At 62.9% G+C, this 16,297-nt stretch carries 12 protein-coding genes; 5 read left to right on the top strand and 7 right to left on the bottom strand.

Going from position 1 to position 16,297, the window contains the following annotated elements:
- Window positions 1–9: 9 nt before the first annotated feature.
- The 3 genes from E4O92_RS23035 to E4O92_RS23025 all read right to left on the bottom strand — a co-directional run bounded on the left by E4O92_RS23035 (window position 10) and on the right by E4O92_RS23025 (window position 1,335).
- On the bottom strand, window positions 10–648 hold the full coding sequence (locus E4O92_RS23035; RefSeq protein WP_135191978.1) for a LysE family transporter: 639 nt from the start codon (window positions 646–648) through the stop codon (window positions 10–12).
- Between the two features lie 93 nt (window positions 649–741).
- Window positions 742–1,068 carry an HU family DNA-binding protein gene (locus E4O92_RS23030; RefSeq protein WP_267873799.1) on the bottom strand — a complete coding sequence of 109 codons (327 nt, stop codon included), beginning with the start codon at window positions 1,066–1,068 and terminating at the stop codon, window positions 742–744.
- A gap of 57 nt (window positions 1,069–1,125) precedes the next feature.
- On the bottom strand, window positions 1,126–1,335 hold the full coding sequence (locus E4O92_RS23025) for a BrnA antitoxin family protein (protein WP_135191976.1): 210 nt from the start codon (window positions 1,333–1,335) through the stop codon (window positions 1,126–1,128).
- Window positions 1,336–1,690: 355 nt separating this feature from the next.
- Between E4O92_RS23025 and E4O92_RS23020 the strand changes: the two genes are divergently transcribed.
- Together E4O92_RS23020 and E4O92_RS23015 are read left to right on the top strand one after the other, a co-directional pair.
- Window positions 1,691–4,174: a TonB-dependent receptor plug domain-containing protein gene (locus tag E4O92_RS23020; RefSeq protein WP_135191975.1), complete on the top strand. Its 2,484-nt coding sequence runs from the start codon at window positions 1,691–1,693 to the stop codon at window positions 4,172–4,174.
- 310 nt (window positions 4,175–4,484) lie between these two features.
- Entirely contained in the window at window positions 4,485–5,498 is a 1,014-nt protein-coding gene (locus tag E4O92_RS23015; protein WP_135191974.1) for a zinc-dependent alcohol dehydrogenase family protein, read from the top strand.
- Window positions 5,499–5,503: 5 nt separating this feature from the next.
- Here E4O92_RS23015 and E4O92_RS23010 read toward each other — a convergent pair whose 3' ends face one another.
- Window positions 5,504–6,280: a glutaminyl-peptide cyclotransferase gene (locus E4O92_RS23010; protein WP_135191973.1), complete on the bottom strand. Its 777-nt coding sequence runs from the start codon at window positions 6,278–6,280 to the stop codon at window positions 5,504–5,506.
- A gap of 383 nt (window positions 6,281–6,663) precedes the next feature.
- On the opposite strand from E4O92_RS23010, the gene E4O92_RS23005 reads away from it, so the two are divergent.
- Entirely contained in the window at window positions 6,664–9,888 is a 3,225-nt protein-coding gene (locus E4O92_RS23005; RefSeq protein WP_135191972.1) for an AAA family ATPase, read from the top strand.
- Here E4O92_RS23005 and E4O92_RS23000 read toward each other — a convergent pair.
- Window positions 9,839–11,539 (bottom strand): oleate hydratase, encoded by a 1,701-nt coding sequence (locus E4O92_RS23000; RefSeq protein ID WP_135191971.1) that lies wholly within the window; start codon window positions 11,537–11,539, stop codon window positions 9,839–9,841. The two genes, E4O92_RS23005 and E4O92_RS23000, sit on opposite strands and share 50 nt — an antisense overlap.
- A 191-nt stretch (window positions 11,540–11,730) precedes the next feature.
- On the opposite strand from E4O92_RS23000, the gene E4O92_RS22995 reads away from it, so the two are divergent.
- Complete coding sequence (locus E4O92_RS22995) at window positions 11,731–12,078, top strand: c-type cytochrome (protein ID WP_135191970.1); 348 nt, start codon at window positions 11,731–11,733, stop codon at window positions 12,076–12,078.
- Here the strand turns inward: E4O92_RS22995 and E4O92_RS22990 are convergent.
- Entirely contained in the window at window positions 12,071–12,514 is a 444-nt protein-coding gene (locus E4O92_RS22990) for a GNAT family N-acetyltransferase (RefSeq protein WP_135191969.1), read from the bottom strand. The two genes, E4O92_RS22995 and E4O92_RS22990, sit on opposite strands and share 8 nt — an antisense overlap.
- A gap of 38 nt (window positions 12,515–12,552) precedes the next feature.
- On the opposite strand from E4O92_RS22990, the gene E4O92_RS22985 reads away from it, so the two are divergent.
- Window positions 12,553–13,287 (top strand): DNA-binding protein, encoded by a 735-nt coding sequence (locus tag E4O92_RS22985; protein ID WP_229483684.1) that lies wholly within the window; start codon window positions 12,553–12,555, stop codon window positions 13,285–13,287.
- Window positions 13,288–13,332: 45 nt separating this feature from the next.
- Here E4O92_RS22985 and E4O92_RS22980 read toward each other — a convergent pair whose 3' ends face one another.
- Window positions 13,333–16,245, bottom strand: coding sequence for an FAD-binding and (Fe-S)-binding domain-containing protein (locus tag E4O92_RS22980; protein ID WP_229483682.1), 2,913 nt, complete (start codon window positions 16,243–16,245; stop codon window positions 13,333–13,335).
- Between the last annotated feature and the right edge of the window lie 52 nt (window positions 16,246–16,297).

Genomic DNA, 16,297 nt, shown 5'->3' with positions numbered 1-16,297 from the left:
CCCCGGCCGTCACGCGCCGTGGGTGCGTTTGACGAAGAACAGCAGGGTGCCGACCACCATCAGCATGCCGCCGAAGAAGCGGTTCTGCAGCTTGACCGCACTCGGGTCGCGAAAAAAGCGCTGCATCGAGGCGGCCAGGAATGCGTAGCCGTGCATGACAGTGACGTCGATTGCCATCATCGTCACGCCCAGGATCAGCAGTTGCGGCAGCAGCGGCGCGTGGGCCGAAATAAAGCCCGGCAGCACCGCGACCATGAAGATGATGCCTTTGGGGTTGGTGGCGTTGGTCAGGAACCCGGTGAGCACGCGCTGGCCGAACGAGGGATGCGCGGCCAGGCCATCGGTCGAGACCGCGCTGGCTTCGGCTTTGGAGCGCCATTGCGACAGGCCCAGGTAAATCAGGTACAGCGCGCCGACCGTCTTGACGACCATGAACGCGACGCTGGACGCAAGCAGCAGCGAACCGACCCCGGCGCCGGCGATCGCAAACACCAGCATCAGCCCAAGCTGCAGGCCGATCACCGTGGCGCTGGCCTTCTTCAAGCCGTACGCCAGGCCGTGCGACATCGACAGCACCGCGCCCGAGCCGGGCGACACGGCGATCAATACGCCGGCGACGAAAAACGAAAACCAGGTGGCAAAGCTCATGCGACAGCTCGGGGCAGGGAGGAGGGAAAAGCAGGCGCGGCGCGCAGCGGTCGCGAGGACCGGGCTGCGGCGCCTTGCCGTGGGGGGTGCAGCTTACTTCTTCTTCGGATTGACGGCGGCCTTCAGGGTGGCGCCGGCAGCAAAACGCGGGGTCTTCGACGCAGCGATCTTGATCACGTCGCCGGTTGCCGGGTTGCGGCCTTTGCGGGCTGCGCGCTTGGTCACCGAGAAGGTGCCGAAGCCGGTGATGCCCACCGTGTCGCCCTTTTTCAGACGCTCGGTGATGATGTCGATGACCGTGTTCACCGCAGCGTTGGCGGCGGCGCTGGACATCTCGGTGCGCTTCGCAAATTCCGCGATCAGTTCGCCTTTTTTCATAAGTCCCTCCGGGGTTAAAAGAGCGGGAAGATTAGCACAAATACTTGCCAAGTGTAATCATTTCCCCCCTTGGGCGGAAGCCCCGGAAACGCCAATCCGTCAGGCCAGGCGCGGCTCGGCCCCGCCGGCCGGCAAGCCGCTGCGCAGCGCTGCGTTGATCAGGGTCTGGTAGCCGGTGCCACTGCGTTCGGACAACGAGCGGAATTCGGCCAGCACTTCGTCGTCGAGGTAGATCGTGATGCGGGTCTTGCGCTTGACCTGGCGGGCGCGGCGGATCGGGGCGGTGGTCACGTTTGCTTCGAGGTTCATGTCGTCTCCTTGAATACCCAGCTGCAGTCCCGCAGCCAGAGATGCTGACACTATACGTATCGGTCATCGGGGCCGCCCCGGAAACGCGACGAGCTGCAGATTTTCAAGGATGAAATGCAAAAAGCCGGGCTAAACCGTATGCAGGCGCCGCGCACGCCCGGCAGCGGCACGAAAACCTGAGCCGACTGCGGCGCGCCCTGACCTGCAAGCTGCCCCGACTGTTGTTATTCCCCCGACAAGGGTTCGTTGTCAGTATTGACATCCACCTGTGCGCGCCCCAGTATGGCTGCGGCACTTGTTGCGAAGAAAACAAAGTGCGCGACAAGCGCCGTAAAACAAACAGGGAGACAATAATATGCACAAGAAAGTCGTATCGAAAAAGAAAGTCCTCGCCATCGCAATCACCTCGCTGTTCGCGGCTGGTGCCTCTGCCCAGGAAACTGCCAACGCCGATGCCGGCACCGTGGTCGTGACCGGCACGCGGGTAGCCAACCGCACCGCGCTCGACACGGCCTCGCCGGTCGACATCATCCCGGTCGATACGCTCAAGACCAGCGGTACCACCGAACTGAACCAGGCGCTCTCGGTCGCCCTGCCGTCCCTGAACTTTCCGCGCCCGGCCATCACCGACGGCACCGACACCGTGCGCCCGGCCACCCTGCGCGGCATGGCGCCCGACCAGACCCTGGTGCTGGTGAACTCCAAGCGCCGCCACGCCTCGTCGCTGGTGAACGTCAACGGCAGCATCGGCCGCGGCTCGGCGGCGGTCGACATGAACACGATTCCGACCGCGATCGTCAAGAACATCGAGGTGCTGCGCGATGGCGCGGCCGCCCAGTACGGTTCGGACGCGATCGCCGGCGTGGTCAATGTCCGCCTGCGCACCGACAAGAGCGGCGGCGAGGGCACGCTCACCTATGGCGCGCGCATCACCGAATACGACCTGTCGAACGACGTGCCACCGGCCGGCGGCACCTGGACCGCGCCGGCCTCGCGCAAGCGCACCGACGGCCAGGCCACCACCGTCAGCGCCTGGAAGGGCCTGCCTTGGGGCGATACCGGCTACATCACCCTGGCGGCCGAATACAAGGACCAGGCGCGCACCGAGCGCGGCGGCTACGACATGCGCCAGCAGTACCCGAAGGTGAACAACGCCTACGACCCGAAGGAGATGACCTTCAACCGCTTCAACGCCTGGTTCGGCGACCCCGAGATGAAGCAGTCGACCCTGTTCGCCAACGCCGGCAACACGCTGGGCGACGGCGTCAAGCTGTATGGCTGGGCAAGTTACCAGAACCGCAAGGCGCGCTCGGCCGGCTACTTCCGCCCGGCCCAGGACGCGCGCAACATCATGTCGATCTACCCGGACGGCTTCTTGCCGATCATCGCGCCGACGGTGGACGACTTTGCAGGCACCGGCGGCGTGACCTGGACGCTCGGCGACTGGGACATGGACGCCTCGCTCGGCTACGGCCAGAACAAGATGCGCTACGAGATCCAGAACACGCTGAACCGCTCGATCGGCCCATCCAGCAAGACCCGGTTCGATGCCGGCGGCTTTTCGTATGACCAGCTGGTGTTCAACCTGACCGGCGTGCGCTCGGTCGCGGTGGGCGGCCTGGCTTCGCCCCTGAACGTGGCGGTTGGCACCGAGGCGCGCCGCGAAGGCTACGAGCTGAAGGCCGGTGAGCCGGACTCCTACCGCTACGGCGGCGAAATCCTGGCGAACGGCACCCCGGCCGCCCCGGGTGCGCAGGTGTTCCCGGGCTTCCGTCCGGCCAACGAGACCTCCCAGCGCCGCACTGCGGTCGGCGCCTTCGTCGACCTGGAAGCGAACCTGACGCCCGAGTTCCTCGGCTCGATGGCCATCCGCGCCGAGCACTACTCGGATTTCGGCAACAGCCTGGCCGGCAAGGTCGCGGGCCGCTACGACTTTTCCAAGCAGTTCGCGCTGCGCGGCTCGCTGCAGAATGGCTTCCGCGCGCCGTCGATGCAGCAGCAGAACTACACCTCGACCGCGACCAACTTCATCAACGGCGTGCCGTTCGAGATCACCACCTTCAAGCCGACCGACCCGGTCGCGAAGGCACTCGGCGCCACGCCGCTCAAGGCCGAAAAATCGGTCAACCTGTCGCTGGGCGCGGTGATGCGTTTCGATCCGGTCAACGTGACGGTCGACGCCTACCGCATCGACGTCAAGGATCGCATCGTGCTGTCGGAGAACCTGACCCAGGCCAACGTGCGCAGCTACCTGACCACGCAGGGCTTCATCGGCGTGGGCGGCGGCCGTTTCTTCATCAACGGCGTCGACACCAAGAACCAGGGCCTGGACGTGGTGGTGAGCTGGCCGGTCAACCTTGGCGACGCGGGCAAGTTCGACTTCACGGTCGCCGGCAACATCAACCGCACCGAAGTGACCAAGGTGCCGACCACCGCCCAGCTCACGGCACTGAACCCGGCGCCGTCGCTGTTTGACCGCGTCAACGTGCTGACTCTGGAACAGGGCCAGCCGAAGAACAAGCTCAGCGCCAACATGAACTGGAAGCTGGGCCAGTGGGGCACGACGGTCCGCGCGACCCGTTACGGCGAAGTGCTCTCGCCAGGCACCACGGCGGCGTTCGATTTCAAGATGGGCGCCAAAACCGTGGTCGACCTCGAGGCGCGCTACGCGCTCAGCAAGAACCTGAACCTGGCGCTGGGCGCGGACAACCTGTTCGACGTCTATCCAGAAACGCTGCCGCCGGCGCTGAACACGACCAACAACGCGCCGTTCTCGAACTACGGTCCGTTCGGGCACTCGGGCCGTTTCGTCTACGCACGCGCCACCTACGGGTTCTGATCCAATCGCGCTGCGCGTGCTTCGCGCGCAGCGCGACCTGGAACGCTGTTAAACCCAGCACGCTGCGCTACCTCACCACGTCGCCCCCGCGAAGGCGGGGGCCCATACTGAGCCGGCGTAGCATGCGGCCTATGGGGGGAACAGCGCCAGTGGCGCGGTTCCCGCCTCCGCAGGAAGTCGTTTCCGGCAGTGCCGGGAACGACGGTGCAAGCGGTTGGGGTTTGTACTTACCCGGAACGCGCGCTGCCAATTATTCCTCACGGCTAGAATGCCGTAGCGGCTGATGTTGGCCAAGACACCGGAGGAATGGATGCGCGCTTACCAAATACTTCCCGGCGAAAACATCGACGGCTTGCGCTGTGCGGACCTTCCCGACCGAGAGCTCGGGGCCGGCGAAGTACGGATACGGGTGCATGCGGTATCACTCAACTATCGCGACTTGATGGTGGCGAGCGGCAACTACCTGATGACGGTCGACGACCCGATCATCCCCTGTTCCGACGGCGCCGGCGAAGTCGTGGCGGTCGGCCACGGAACGACCCGGTTCAAGGTGGGCGACCGCGTGGCGGCGTCCTTTTTTCCTTGCTGGGAAGAGGGGGGAATGTCGCCGGAAAAAATCCGCCATTCGCTCGGCGGCGATATCGACGGCATGCTGGCCGAGGAAGTCATTATCGACCAACGCGCGCTGGTCAAGATTCCGCCCAGCCTGAGCTTTGTCGATGCGGCCGCCCTGCCGTGCGCCGGCGTCAGCGCATGGAATGCAATCTTCGCCTCAAACGAACGGATCAAGCCGGGCGACACGGTGCTGTTGCTGGGAACGGGCGACGTGTCGGTGCTCGGCCTGCAGATGGCAAAGGCGGCGGGCATGCGCACCATCATCACCTCAAACAGCGACGAACACCTGCGGCGTGCGCGCGAGCTGGGCGCACACCACACGATCAATCACCTCACCACACCCGAATGGCACGAGGAAGTGCTGCGGTTGACGGACGAGTTGGGCGCGAACGTCGTGCTCGAAGGCCAGGATACGGTGAGCCGCTCGGTGGCGGCTGCGAGCATGGGCGGCAGCGTCGCCATCATCGGCGGGGCCAGCGGGTTTGGCGACGAAACCAATGTTGCATCGCTGCTGTCCGGTGCCAAGCGCATGGTCGGCATTGTCGTCGGCAGCCGCGCCATGCTTGCGGACTTGGTGCGGTTCGCCGACGTGGTCGGCTTGAAGCCGGTGGTCGATCGCGTGTTCACCTTCGACCAGGCCGCAGCAGCCTACCGCTACCTGGCGTCAGGCGCGCACTTTGGCAAAGTGGTCATTACGGTTGGCAGCTAGGCGTCTTACGGACGCTTGATCTGCACCAGCTCGATCTCGAACAACTTCGGCCACAGCTTGCCGGTGACATACAGCCGGCGGTGCTTGCTGTCGTAGGCAATGCCGTTGAGCACCGCGTCGACCGAGGTAGTGCCGCGCTTGTCGGGTGGCAGCAGGCCGGTGAGGTCGATCCAGCCGACCACGTTGCCGCTCGCGGGATCGATGCGGGCAATGACGTCGGTGGTCCAGACGTTGGCAAAAATCTGGCCGTCGACCACCTCCAGCTCGTTCAGGTTGGTAATCGGCTTGCCTTCGGCCGTTACCCGGATGCGCCGCACTTCCTCGAAGGTTTTCGGATTGAGCACGCGGATGTCGGCGCTGCCGTCGCTCATGTACAAATAACGGTCGTCGCTCGCCAGGCCCCAGCCTTCGCCAGCGTAGTTGAAACGGCGCTTGAGGGCGAAGCTCTTGAGGTCGTAGACGAAGCCGACATGCGAGGTCCAGGTCAGGCCGATGAGTTCCTGATCGACAAGTGCGGAGCCTTCGCCAAAAAATTCGGACGCCAGTTCCTTTTTCTGCAAAACCTTGCCGGTTTTGAGTTCGACCTTGCGCACCGAGGACTGGCCATTCTGGCCGGTGGTCTCGTACAGGTAGCCATCACGGTAGGAAAGGCCCTGCGTGAACGCCATCGGATCATGTGGATAAGTGTTCTTGACCAGGAATCCATAGACCGGAATGGCGGCCTGCGCCGCGTGCGCCGCGAGCAGGGAACAGGCGAGGGCGATGGTGGCAAGTTTTCTCAAGACGACTCCAATCAGGTTGGCCAACAGGCGGCGCAGGATCAGCCGCGCCGGGCGCAGCCGTATAGTACGCCAGCGGCACCGATGCTGCCACGGGTCGACTCGCGCCGCTGTGGATATCTACGTGGACAACTTTACCCGCTATGCATTTCTGCGGGTTGCCGAAGGTAAATCGTGGTTACAAAATAGAAACAGCAGGTTTTCCGATTTCCTTGCGAAAGAGAACAAAATAAACGGTATTAACGATTTAATTCATTTATCCCATTTAAACGATTTATCTGTTTATTTTTTAAGCAAATCGGCACTCGCGTCGAACCAGTGGAAAATCAGCCAGCAGTTCATGATATATTGCCATTCAATTATCATATGCATAATAGACGGCACTAATGCAAGGCGAAGAGCAAGCGTCGATCCAGGACGGCAAAGTCATCCTCAATCCTGACCGGCTGAAAGCCTTGCGCAAACAGCTCGGGCTCAGCCAGGATGCGCTGGCCGAGTTGTGCATGAAGCACCGGCTGTGCGTGTCGATCGCGTCGATCAAGCGCGCCGAAACCGGCAAGCCAGTGCTGTACCGGACCGCCAGCCACCTGGCCCGGGTGTATGCGCGGGAACTGGAAGAACTGGTCCAGGCGCCGGCTGAACGCGCGGGGGCAGCGCCGGAGCAGCAAGACGGAGAGGAGCAGGAGCAGCGCAATGTGCTCGAACTGCAGCTGTTGCTGGCCGAGCCGGCGCCAGCTGAGCTGGCCGGGCAGATGGCCGACATCATTGCCCAGTACGGGGGACAGCAGCAGGGGCCAGGGCTTGCCGTGTTCGGACTGCCGCGCGCCTATGGCAGCGATGCCGTGCGCTGCCTGCAGTGCGGCCTTGCGCTGGCGAACCTATTGCGCGGCCGCGCAACAGCGCTCGTGGTACGCAACCGGCAATGGCCGGCTGAGGATTCCGCCGCCGCGCTCCAGGACCACCTTTTGGCGCTGTTGCCTGCCTGTGCGGCGGCGCAGGGCATTCCCTTTGTCTTCGCCGAGCACAATCTTGCGAGGCAAGTCGGCGAGCACTTCGTCTTTGAACCCACCGTCTACGCGGACGGCCTGCTGCACCTGACGCACGAACGCCAGGGCTTGCAGGTCGCGCAGTACCCGCTGATCGGGCGCCATGTCGAAGTGCAGCAGTTCAAGGCAACGCTGGAAACGACACTGGCCTACCAGTGCGGCCACATCCTGTACCTGCGCGGGGTGGCGGGTATCGGCAAAAGCCGCCTGGTCCAGGAATTTACCGACATCGCGGTACAGAACCTGATCGACTGCCACACCGCGGTCGTGCTCGATTTTGGCGTGCGCGACGACGCCACCCCGCTGGCGCAGTTCGTGCGCAGCCTGCTCGGCCTGCCGCCGGAGGCGACAACCGAACGCCAGCTTGCCCGGCATTTGCAACAAGCCCGGTTGCCAGAAGAACTGGCGATGTACTTTCGCGCCATCCTGGGCATGCCGCAGCCCGCCCCGGCGGCGGCCGTGTACGGCGCAATGGCCCACGAAACGCGCGAGCGGCGCCAGGTCGAGGCGATCCGGGAGCTGATCCTGCGCCGGGCTGTCGAGCGGCCGTTGCTGCTGGTGCTGGAAGATGTGCACTGGAGCTCGCCGGAACTGACGGCCACGCTGGCAGCCCTGCTGCCCGATGTGCAAGAAGCGCCCATCATCTGGCTGCTGTCATCGCGCTTCGAGCAAGACCCGTTCGAGCAGGCGCTGCGCCCCTACCTGCACGGCATGCCGGTCACCATGCTCGACCTGGCCAGCTTGCGCAATGCGGAAGCGATGGCGATGGCTCGCCACGCCGGCGATTCCGATCCCGATTTTCATGCCCGCTGTGTGGCGCGCGCCCAGGGCAATCCGCTATTCCTGACCCAGCTGCTGCTGGCCGATCGCGGGCAGGCGCTGCCCGGCAGCCTGTCCAACCTGGTCCAGACCAAGCTGGACCAGCTGCCACCACAGCAACGACGCGCGCTGCGGGTGGCGTCGGCGATCGGCCAGTATTTTTCGCTGTCCTTCCTGCGCGACGTGCTGCAACAGCCCGGCCATGACCTGCTCGACTGCGTGAGGCAATACATCGTGCGTCCAATCGAGCGCGACAACTACGCGTTTGTCCACGATCTGGTGATGCAAGGCATCTATGAATCTATCCCGCCCGGGCAACGCGCCGAGATCCACGTCGCGCTCGCCCAGCGCTACGGGAACGTCGATCCGCAACTGCGCGCACGGCACCTGGATAAGGCCCGGCATCGCGACGCGCCCGCCGCGCTGCTGGACGTGGCTGCCGCATGCATCGCCGGCTACCAGTACCACGCCGCGCTCGACCTGATCGAAACCTGCCAGCGCGTCGACTATGCCCCGCGTGACGAATACCGGCTGCAACTGCTCGCCGGCCAGTGCCACGCCAAGATGGGTCATACCGCACAGGCAAGGGATGCCTTCGCGGCGGCGCTGGGATTGGCCGAAGGGCAGGCCCAGAGAGTACCAGCCGTGATCGGGCTGGCAACGGCCCTGAACGTACTGGAAGACCTGCGCACGGAGGAGGCCTTGCTCGACCAGGCGATCGGTGAAGCCGCGGCGGCGGGCAGCGACGAAGGCCTGGGCGAGCTGTACTATCTCAAGGGCAACATCTATTTTCCACGCGGCGATTTTGCGATGAGCCGGCAATTGCATGAGCAAGCCCAGCACCATGCGCGCAGCAAGGAGACCCAGGCCCGCGCGCTCAGCGGAATCGGCGACTCGTACTACGCGCAAGGGCGCATGGTTACCGCCCAGCAGGTGTTCCGCGACTGCCTCGCCCTGTGCGAAGCGCATGGACTGGCCGACATCGAAGCGTCAAACCGTTTCATGCTCGGAACCACGCGCATCTACCTGAACCAGACGCTTGATGCCATGGCCGATGCGCTTGCATCCGCCGAGCTCGGCAGCAAGGTGGGCAATCGGCGCGCGGAAATCGTGTCGCGGCTGACGGCCGGCTGGACGCTGCTGTCGACCGGGCAGGCGTTTGATGCGCGCGCCCAGGTGGAGCAGGGGCTCGATCTTGCGCGCAAGATCGGCGCCAGCCGTTTCGAGCCCTTCCTGAACGAAAGCATGGTCCGGGTGCTGCTGCTCGAGGGCAAGCACGACGAAGCGCATGCGCTGGCCTTGCAAGCGTGGGACAGCGTGGAGCGGCTCAAGCTCTACAAGTTCATCGGGCCGTGGGTGCTGTCGACGCTGGCGCTGGTCGAGCCCGACGAACAAACCAGCGCCAGCATGCTGGCGCGCGGCCAGGAACTGCTCGAACAAGGCTGCGTGGCGCACAACCTGTATCGCTTCCACGTCAGCGCGATGGAAAACCGGCTCCTGCACCGGCAGGCGGCCCAAGCGCGGCAGTTGGCCGATCGTTTCGAGCAGCTGGTGGCGCAGGAGCCATGCGCCTGGGCCAGCCATCACATCGCGCTGGCCAGAAGCAGCGCGGCATGGCTCGAACAGCCGACGCCGGCGCACCAGGCCGGCATGCTGGACCTGATGCGCGACGGCCGCGTAGCGGGTCTGGCCTGGGTCATGCCGTTGTGGCGGCAGCGGCTGGCGCAAGACCTGCCGCTGGACTGACCTCGCCGCGCAGGATCCACGTAGCAATCTGTTTCGACTGCAGCAGGCACTGCTCGTGCAAGCCCGCGCCGTTGGTCCAGCCGCCTCCGAACAGCAGGGCGCAGGTCGGCTGCTGGCCGGCGCCGATCTGTTGTGCGACGCTGCGGTTGTAGAGTTGGATGCTTTCCTGGGCCGCAATGCACTCGGCGTCCAGCACGTTGTGCTTGAACACGGTCCAGGCCTTGTCCGCCAGGCCTGCATGCAGCATGTCGTGATTGGCGCGATAGCCGGTGCGCATCATCTTGCCCTCCAGCTGGCGCTGGGTGGCCTTGGGCAGGGCGTCCAACATGCTGGCGTCCATGCGCTCCGGGCTGCGCACACGGTCAAGCATGCACTCGACCGGAATCTCGTCCAGCGACTTGACCATGGACGTCAAAAACAGCGGCAGGCCCGCGCGCGAGTAGCGCGGGTTCACCGGGTCGTTCTGGTGCAGGTTTTCCACATACGTCATTCGATACGGAAAACTGGTATCGGTCGACTCGCGCTGCAGCACGTTGTAAGTACGCCAGACATTGATGTTCTGGGGCAGCTTGCCCCCGTAGGTGTGGCACACGGCATAGGTGCGCGTATAGGTGACCTTTGACAGTACCGCGTTGATGCGCCGGCCCCAGTCGGTCATGTCGTGGTCAAAGCTCAACAGGCCGATGGTATCGTCCGCGTGGGTGCCGAGTACGCACAAATCGTAGTTCGCAGGCGGATGGCCTTCGCCAAACACCAGTACACTTCCCGGCCGCACGTGGACACCCACCTCGGCATTCGTGTAAATGTTGATTTTTACATGCCTGCCAGACTTCTTACGCAGGTGATCCTCGAGGGCCTCAAGCCATTTTTGCGCCCCATTATCAAAATAGCGCCGGTCGGGATTGGTCGCTTCGGCGCCCTCCTGCAGACGGTAGTACTGGAAGGGCGACTGCAAGGGCAAAAAGGCGGGGCCGCGCTCGTCGGTAAAGTACATGGCGGCGATGCGCGGGTAATAGATATCGTCGCGGACCTTGGCCAGGCGTTCCGGCAGTTTCGGGTCGTCCCAATCGATCTCGATCTTCAGCTGGGCGGCGGCCTTGCCGAGCATTTGCGCGGGCTGGACCACGCACGCATTAAAGAAATGGCCGACCGTGTATTGCGGGTTGACGGTATCGAGCAGGTTCAACGCGCTCTGATGAACGACCTTGATCAGCGGTGCGAGTTTGCCGTTATCCGCGTTGGCCAGGCTGAATTGCGGATTGCTGACGCCATCGCGCAGGGCGCCATCGTCGGTGATGGTCAGCGAGCCTTCGCGGTTGAAATAGCACGCCGTGTCCTGCAGCGGCTTGAGCTGGTCGAGGTAACCAATATCCTCCATCACCTTCTTCAGCTCCACGTACGTGGCCAGGTTGACGTCGTTCACGCCCAGATCGGCCCAGCGGAAGTAGGCATGGCGGCAGCCCCGGCTATCGACATAGCTGCCCAAGTCGACCACGACCGTATCGGCGTTGCCACCAAGCACTTCCTTGCGTTCGAAGATGTCGATCTGGAGCGGGCGGTCGGCCTGCTTGAGCAGGTAATAGGCGCTCGACAAGCCGGAAATGCCGCCGCCGATGATTGCCACGCGCAATGGCTGAATTGCTTTTTGCATGATGGTTGCCTTCCCTTTGTAATTATCTGTGTGGCGATTCTACGAGGAAAGAACAACGAAAAATCAGGCGAACCGCAACTGATACCGCACTGATACGGCACTGTTGTTTGGGCGACGCCCCAGGCACGCCAGCAGTGCTAGAGTAACGTCCACCTCGAATTCGGCGTTTTATGATGAAAAAAGTAGCTGTTATGTTTACCCTGGCTGTCCCCCTGTTTGCGGCTGCAGCGGGCGACCCACAGGCGGGGAAAGCGGTGTTCGACAGCCGTTGTGCGTCCTGCCACAGCGTGGGACCTTCCGCGCACGGCGCATTCGGACCGCAACTGAACGGCATCATCGGCCGCAAGGCCGGCGCCACAACCGATTACGCGTATTCTCCGGCGATGAAAAACTCGAAAATCGTCTGGACCGAGACCACCCTGCGCCAATTTATCGCCTCGCCAAGCGACGTGGTACCGGGCACCAAGATGCGCTTTTGGGGGATGAGCGACAAGGAAAAGGTCGACAACCTGCTGGCCTACCTGCGCACGTTCAAGTAGCCGGCGCCAGCCATTCCATCGTCTGCACCTGGATGTGCGGATGACTGGCAAGCGGTTCCCATTCGGGAATGAATGCAAAGCCTTGCTTGCGATAGAAATCCGCCGCCCTGGTATTAGTTGGGGATACGTCCAAAATCACGCGCGTGTGTCCCCTGGCGATTGCCCGGTTTTTTACGGCATCGACCAGGCCAGCGGCGATTCCCGCTCCGCGGCAATCCGGCCTCACCCACATGGCAATCAAGTTGAATCGGCCTGCTGAATCGACGCCGCCGCCGACCATGCCGACCGCTTCACCGCAACAGTAGGCCAGCCAGAATTCCGGTTGGGTCCGGGAGGAGGCCCGCTCTCGCCATTGTTGTTCACCATGACCAGCCACGGCTGCGTAACGAAATCGTTGCTCTGAGACAACTTTGTCGTCTTTTATTTCGAGTATCATATGAGCTTCCAACAACGATACCCCGAATGAAGATGGATATGGCACGCCAAGAAGTCACATTGGACGAGGTTACGGCGGCGGCCATCAGCTTACAAGACGACGGCATGCGGGTAACCATTGAAGCGGTGCGCGAGGCCCTCGGCACTGGTTCCCCCAGCACAATTCACAAGCATCTGGTTGAATGGCGCGCCAGCCAAGCCAAGCCGGAAGCGCCCAAGCCTGAAATTCCGGAGTCGATTGTCGCCGACCTGGGCCGCTGGGCACAGCAATTCGCCCAACAAGCCGGCGCCGGCGCCAACGACGCGCTTGCGCAGGCCGAAAGCGATATGGACGCCCTGCTCAAGGCGGGCGAGGAGCTCGAAGCCGAGCGCGACGAACTGCTCGCGCAGGTGGCCAGCATCACGAGCGCCCGCGACCAGGCCCTGGCCACGGCAGCAGAGCACGCCGAAACCATCGAGCGCCTGACGGTCGAGCTGCGCAATGCGCGCCAGGTCGCGATGGATGCCCTGGTCGGCAAGGCAAAAGACCAGTTGGCCATCGAAGGCAAGGATGCCCAGTTGGCGGAACTGCGCCAGCAGGTCGAGCGCGGTGTGACGGCGTCGGCGGCGGAATCGGATGCTCGCCTTGCCGCCGAAATGGAGCTGATCGGGGCCACCACCGCGCGTGACAATCTGGCGGCGGAGGTCAGGGAACTGCGTGCGCAGCTCGACGCCGCCCATGCCGAACGCAGCACCTTGCGGGCCGAAATGGAAGTGCTGCGCGCCAGCCGGTAAGAACCGCGGAAAGCGTCACCAGCAGGATGACGTTTTCATGGCAGCTCAGTCACTGGCATTCCTGATGCCGTCGCGCAGCACCTCGGCCAGGTGCTGCGTGCGCCGTTCCGTGCTCTGATATACCTGTTCACGGCAGCTGAAACCATCGGCGATCACGCGCGTGGTTCGCTCCGCATTACGCACTGCCGGCAGCAGTACCTTTTCCGCGATCTTCAGCGAATCCTCCACATGTTGCGGTTCGAATCCGTATGATCCGGCCATGCCACAGCAGCCTGAGTCGAGAATCTGGATGGCCAATCCGGTTTTATTCAAAATGTTGCGCTCCGCCTCCGCGCCCATCACGGCCTTGTGGTGGCAGTGGATATGCACGATGGCTTTGCCTGTCATCTTCGGCGGTTTGTATCCCACCTTGTCGAGAAACTCGCTAAGCAGGTAAGACTGGCCGCTGAGTTTTTTCGCCAGCTCGTCATCCGGGAACATATTCAGCAATTCATCGCGAAACGCGGTGACGCAGCTCGGCTCAAGGCCGACCAGGGGAATACCGTCGAGTATGTGCTGGCGCAGCGCGGCAAGAATCTCGCTGAACTGTTTTTTTGCCTGGTCCAGCATGCCAAAGTCGAACAGCGGACGGCCACAGCACAGATGTTGTTTCGGAATGATGACTTGGAAGCCGGCATGTTCGAGCACGTCAACCGCGGCCTGCGCCACCTCGGGATGAAAGTGGTTGTTGAACGTGTCTGGCCATAGCAGGAGTTTCTGTTTTTGCTCGTTCTTCGGCGGGCGCTTCTGGAACCACTGAACGAAAGTCTGGCTGGCGAAACGCGGAATCTGCCGCTGCTTCGCGATGCCCGCCAACATTTTCATCACGTCGCGCAGGACGGGCGATTGGGTGAACAAGTTGGTAACGCCGGGCATGAAGGAACCGATGCGCGCCCAGCGGGCGATCTGGCCGATGGTGTAGGCCTGGATAGGGCGATGTTTTTCCAGGTAATACTGCGAAAAGAACTCCGCCTTGTACGATGCCATGTCGACCTGTACCGGACATTCGCTCTTGCAGCTCTTGCACGACAAGCAGGTATCGAGCGCTTCCTTCACATGCTCATTCCGGAAGCTGTGATCCATGGGCGAGTCGCTGTTCATCATTTCGAACAGCAGTCGCGCACGACCGCGGGTGGTATCTTTTTCTTCACCCGTGGCGCGATAGCTCGGGCACATCGCGGCACCTTCGATGCGGCGGCATTTGCCGGTGCCAACGCAGCGCTGTGCGGCATGCAGGAAGCTGCCGTTGTCCTTGCGGAAGGCAAAGTGTATCGGCTTGAGCGGGACCGGCTTGTATTCCGGGCCCACGCGCAGATTGGCATCGAGAGGATACGCATCGACAACCTTGCCTGGGTTCATGCGGCCCTGCGGATCCCAGATGTATTTGAAGATGCGGAAAGCGTTCACCAGCTCTTCGCCGAACATGATCGGCAACAGTTCGGCGCGTGCCTGGCCATCGCCATGTTCGCCAGATAATGAGCCGCCGTAAGCCACCACCAGATCGGCCGCTTCGAACAGGAACTTGCGCCAGTGCGCGACGCTTTCCCTGGTACTGAAATCGAAACTGATACGGCCATGGATGCAGCCATCGCCAAAATGCCCGTAGAGCGACGTGTCGTAGCCGTATTTGTGGAGCAGTTTCATGTAGTCGCGCAGATAGTCGCCGATCCGGTGTGGGTCGACGCCGGCGTCTTCCCAGCCCGGATAGACTTCCGGCTGGCCGGGGACAGAATTGCGGGCCGCCGCACCCGTTTCGCGGATCGCCCACACCCGGTTCTGGGTTTCGCGGTCCAGATAGATTTGCTGGGCGACCGTATGCTGCGCTTGCGCCTGAATCATGGCCTTGGCCTTGGCCTGCGCCTCGTCCTTGGTGTCGCCGCCGAATTCGACCAGCAGCCAGGCGTTGCCCTTGGGCAGACAGGCGACATTTCTCAGGTCGAGGTGCTTGCGCCGCATGTCCTCGATCAGGCTCCCGTCGAGTCCCTCCAGTGCAATGGGCCCGAAGGGGAGAATCGCGGGCGTCTGGTCGGCCGCGGCGTAAATGTCGGAATAGCCCAGCACCACCACTACACGCTCGGGCGGGCTGTGCACCAGTTGCGCTTCTGCCTGCAGCACCCAGACACAGGTGCCTTCGGTGCCGACCAGCGCACGTGCAACGTTAAAGCCGTTTTCCGGCAGTAATTGGTCGAGGTTGTAGCCGGAGACGCGGCGTTTAATCTTCGGGAATCTCGTACGGATCTGCTGGGCATACTGGTCGCGCAGCGCTTTCAAATCCGCATATATTTCGCCGCGGCGGCCACCTTCGCGGATGATCTGCTCCAATTCCTGATCCGAGGTCGGGCCGATCCACATACGCAAGCCGTCGTAGGTGACGATTTCCAAGCGGTGGATGTTGTCGACCGTTTTGCCAGCCATGACCGAGTGCGCGCCGCAGGAGTTATTGCCAATCATGCCGCCCAGTGTGCAACGGTTGTGCGTGGCAGGGTCGGGGCCGAAAGTAAGCCCGTGTTTTTCCGCGGCGTGGCGCAGCGAGTCGCAAACTGCGCCGGGCTCCACGCGGGCCAGGCGCGATTGCGGGTCCACCGAAATTACCCGGTTCAGGTATTTGGAAGTGTCGATGACGACAGCGACGTTGCAGGTCTGGCCGCACAGTGAGGTACCGGCACCGCGCGCCAGAACGGGGGCGTTGTGCTTGCGGCAAATTTCCAGCGTCTTCAACAGCCCGTCGACCGTGTGCGGAATCACGACGCCGATCGGCACCTGGCGATAATTGGAGGCGTCGGTCGCATACAAGGAGCGGCTTCCGCCATCAAACCTGACTTCGCCCGAAATCTCGCGCGACAGTTCGACTGCCAGGGCCTGCGCATCGAGCGTGAGCCCCGGCGACTGAAGAAATGCAGGTGATCCGATGTTGCCCACGATGGTCCTTCACTCGCCTGACGAGGTACGGCTTCCCGTGGTTAGACTGCAT

Origin of the sequence: Massilia horti (genome assembly GCF_004614195.1) — a bacterium.
Classification (GTDB): domain Bacteria; phylum Pseudomonadota; class Gammaproteobacteria; order Burkholderiales; family Burkholderiaceae_D; genus Telluria; species Telluria horti.
Note: the sequence above shows the minus strand (reverse complement) of the source record. Positions and strands in the feature narration are given on the sequence as shown.

Coding starts and splice junctions, on each gene's coding strand:
- E4O92_RS22990 (WP_135191969.1), bottom strand. CDS start 12,514: ATGATACTCGAAATAAAAGACGACAAAGTTGTCTCAGAGCAACGATTT.
- E4O92_RS22995 (WP_135191970.1), top strand. CDS start 11,731: ATGTTTACCCTGGCTGTCCCCCTGTTTGCGGCTGCAGCGGGCGACCCA.
- E4O92_RS23025 (WP_135191976.1), bottom strand. CDS start 1,335: ATGAACCTCGAAGCAAACGTGACCACCGCCCCGATCCGCCGCGCCCGC.
- E4O92_RS23000 (WP_135191971.1), bottom strand. CDS start 11,539: ATGCAAAAAGCAATTCAGCCATTGCGCGTGGCAATCATCGGCGGCGGC.
- E4O92_RS23005 (WP_135191972.1), top strand. CDS start 6,664: ATGCAAGGCGAAGAGCAAGCGTCGATCCAGGACGGCAAAGTCATCCTC.
- E4O92_RS23035 (WP_135191978.1), bottom strand. CDS start 648: ATGAGCTTTGCCACCTGGTTTTCGTTTTTCGTCGCCGGCGTATTGATC.
- E4O92_RS23020 (WP_135191975.1), top strand. CDS start 1,691: ATGCACAAGAAAGTCGTATCGAAAAAGAAAGTCCTCGCCATCGCAATC.
- E4O92_RS23015 (WP_135191974.1), top strand. CDS start 4,485: ATGCGCGCTTACCAAATACTTCCCGGCGAAAACATCGACGGCTTGCGC.
- E4O92_RS22985 (WP_229483684.1), top strand. CDS start 12,553: ATGGCACGCCAAGAAGTCACATTGGACGAGGTTACGGCGGCGGCCATC.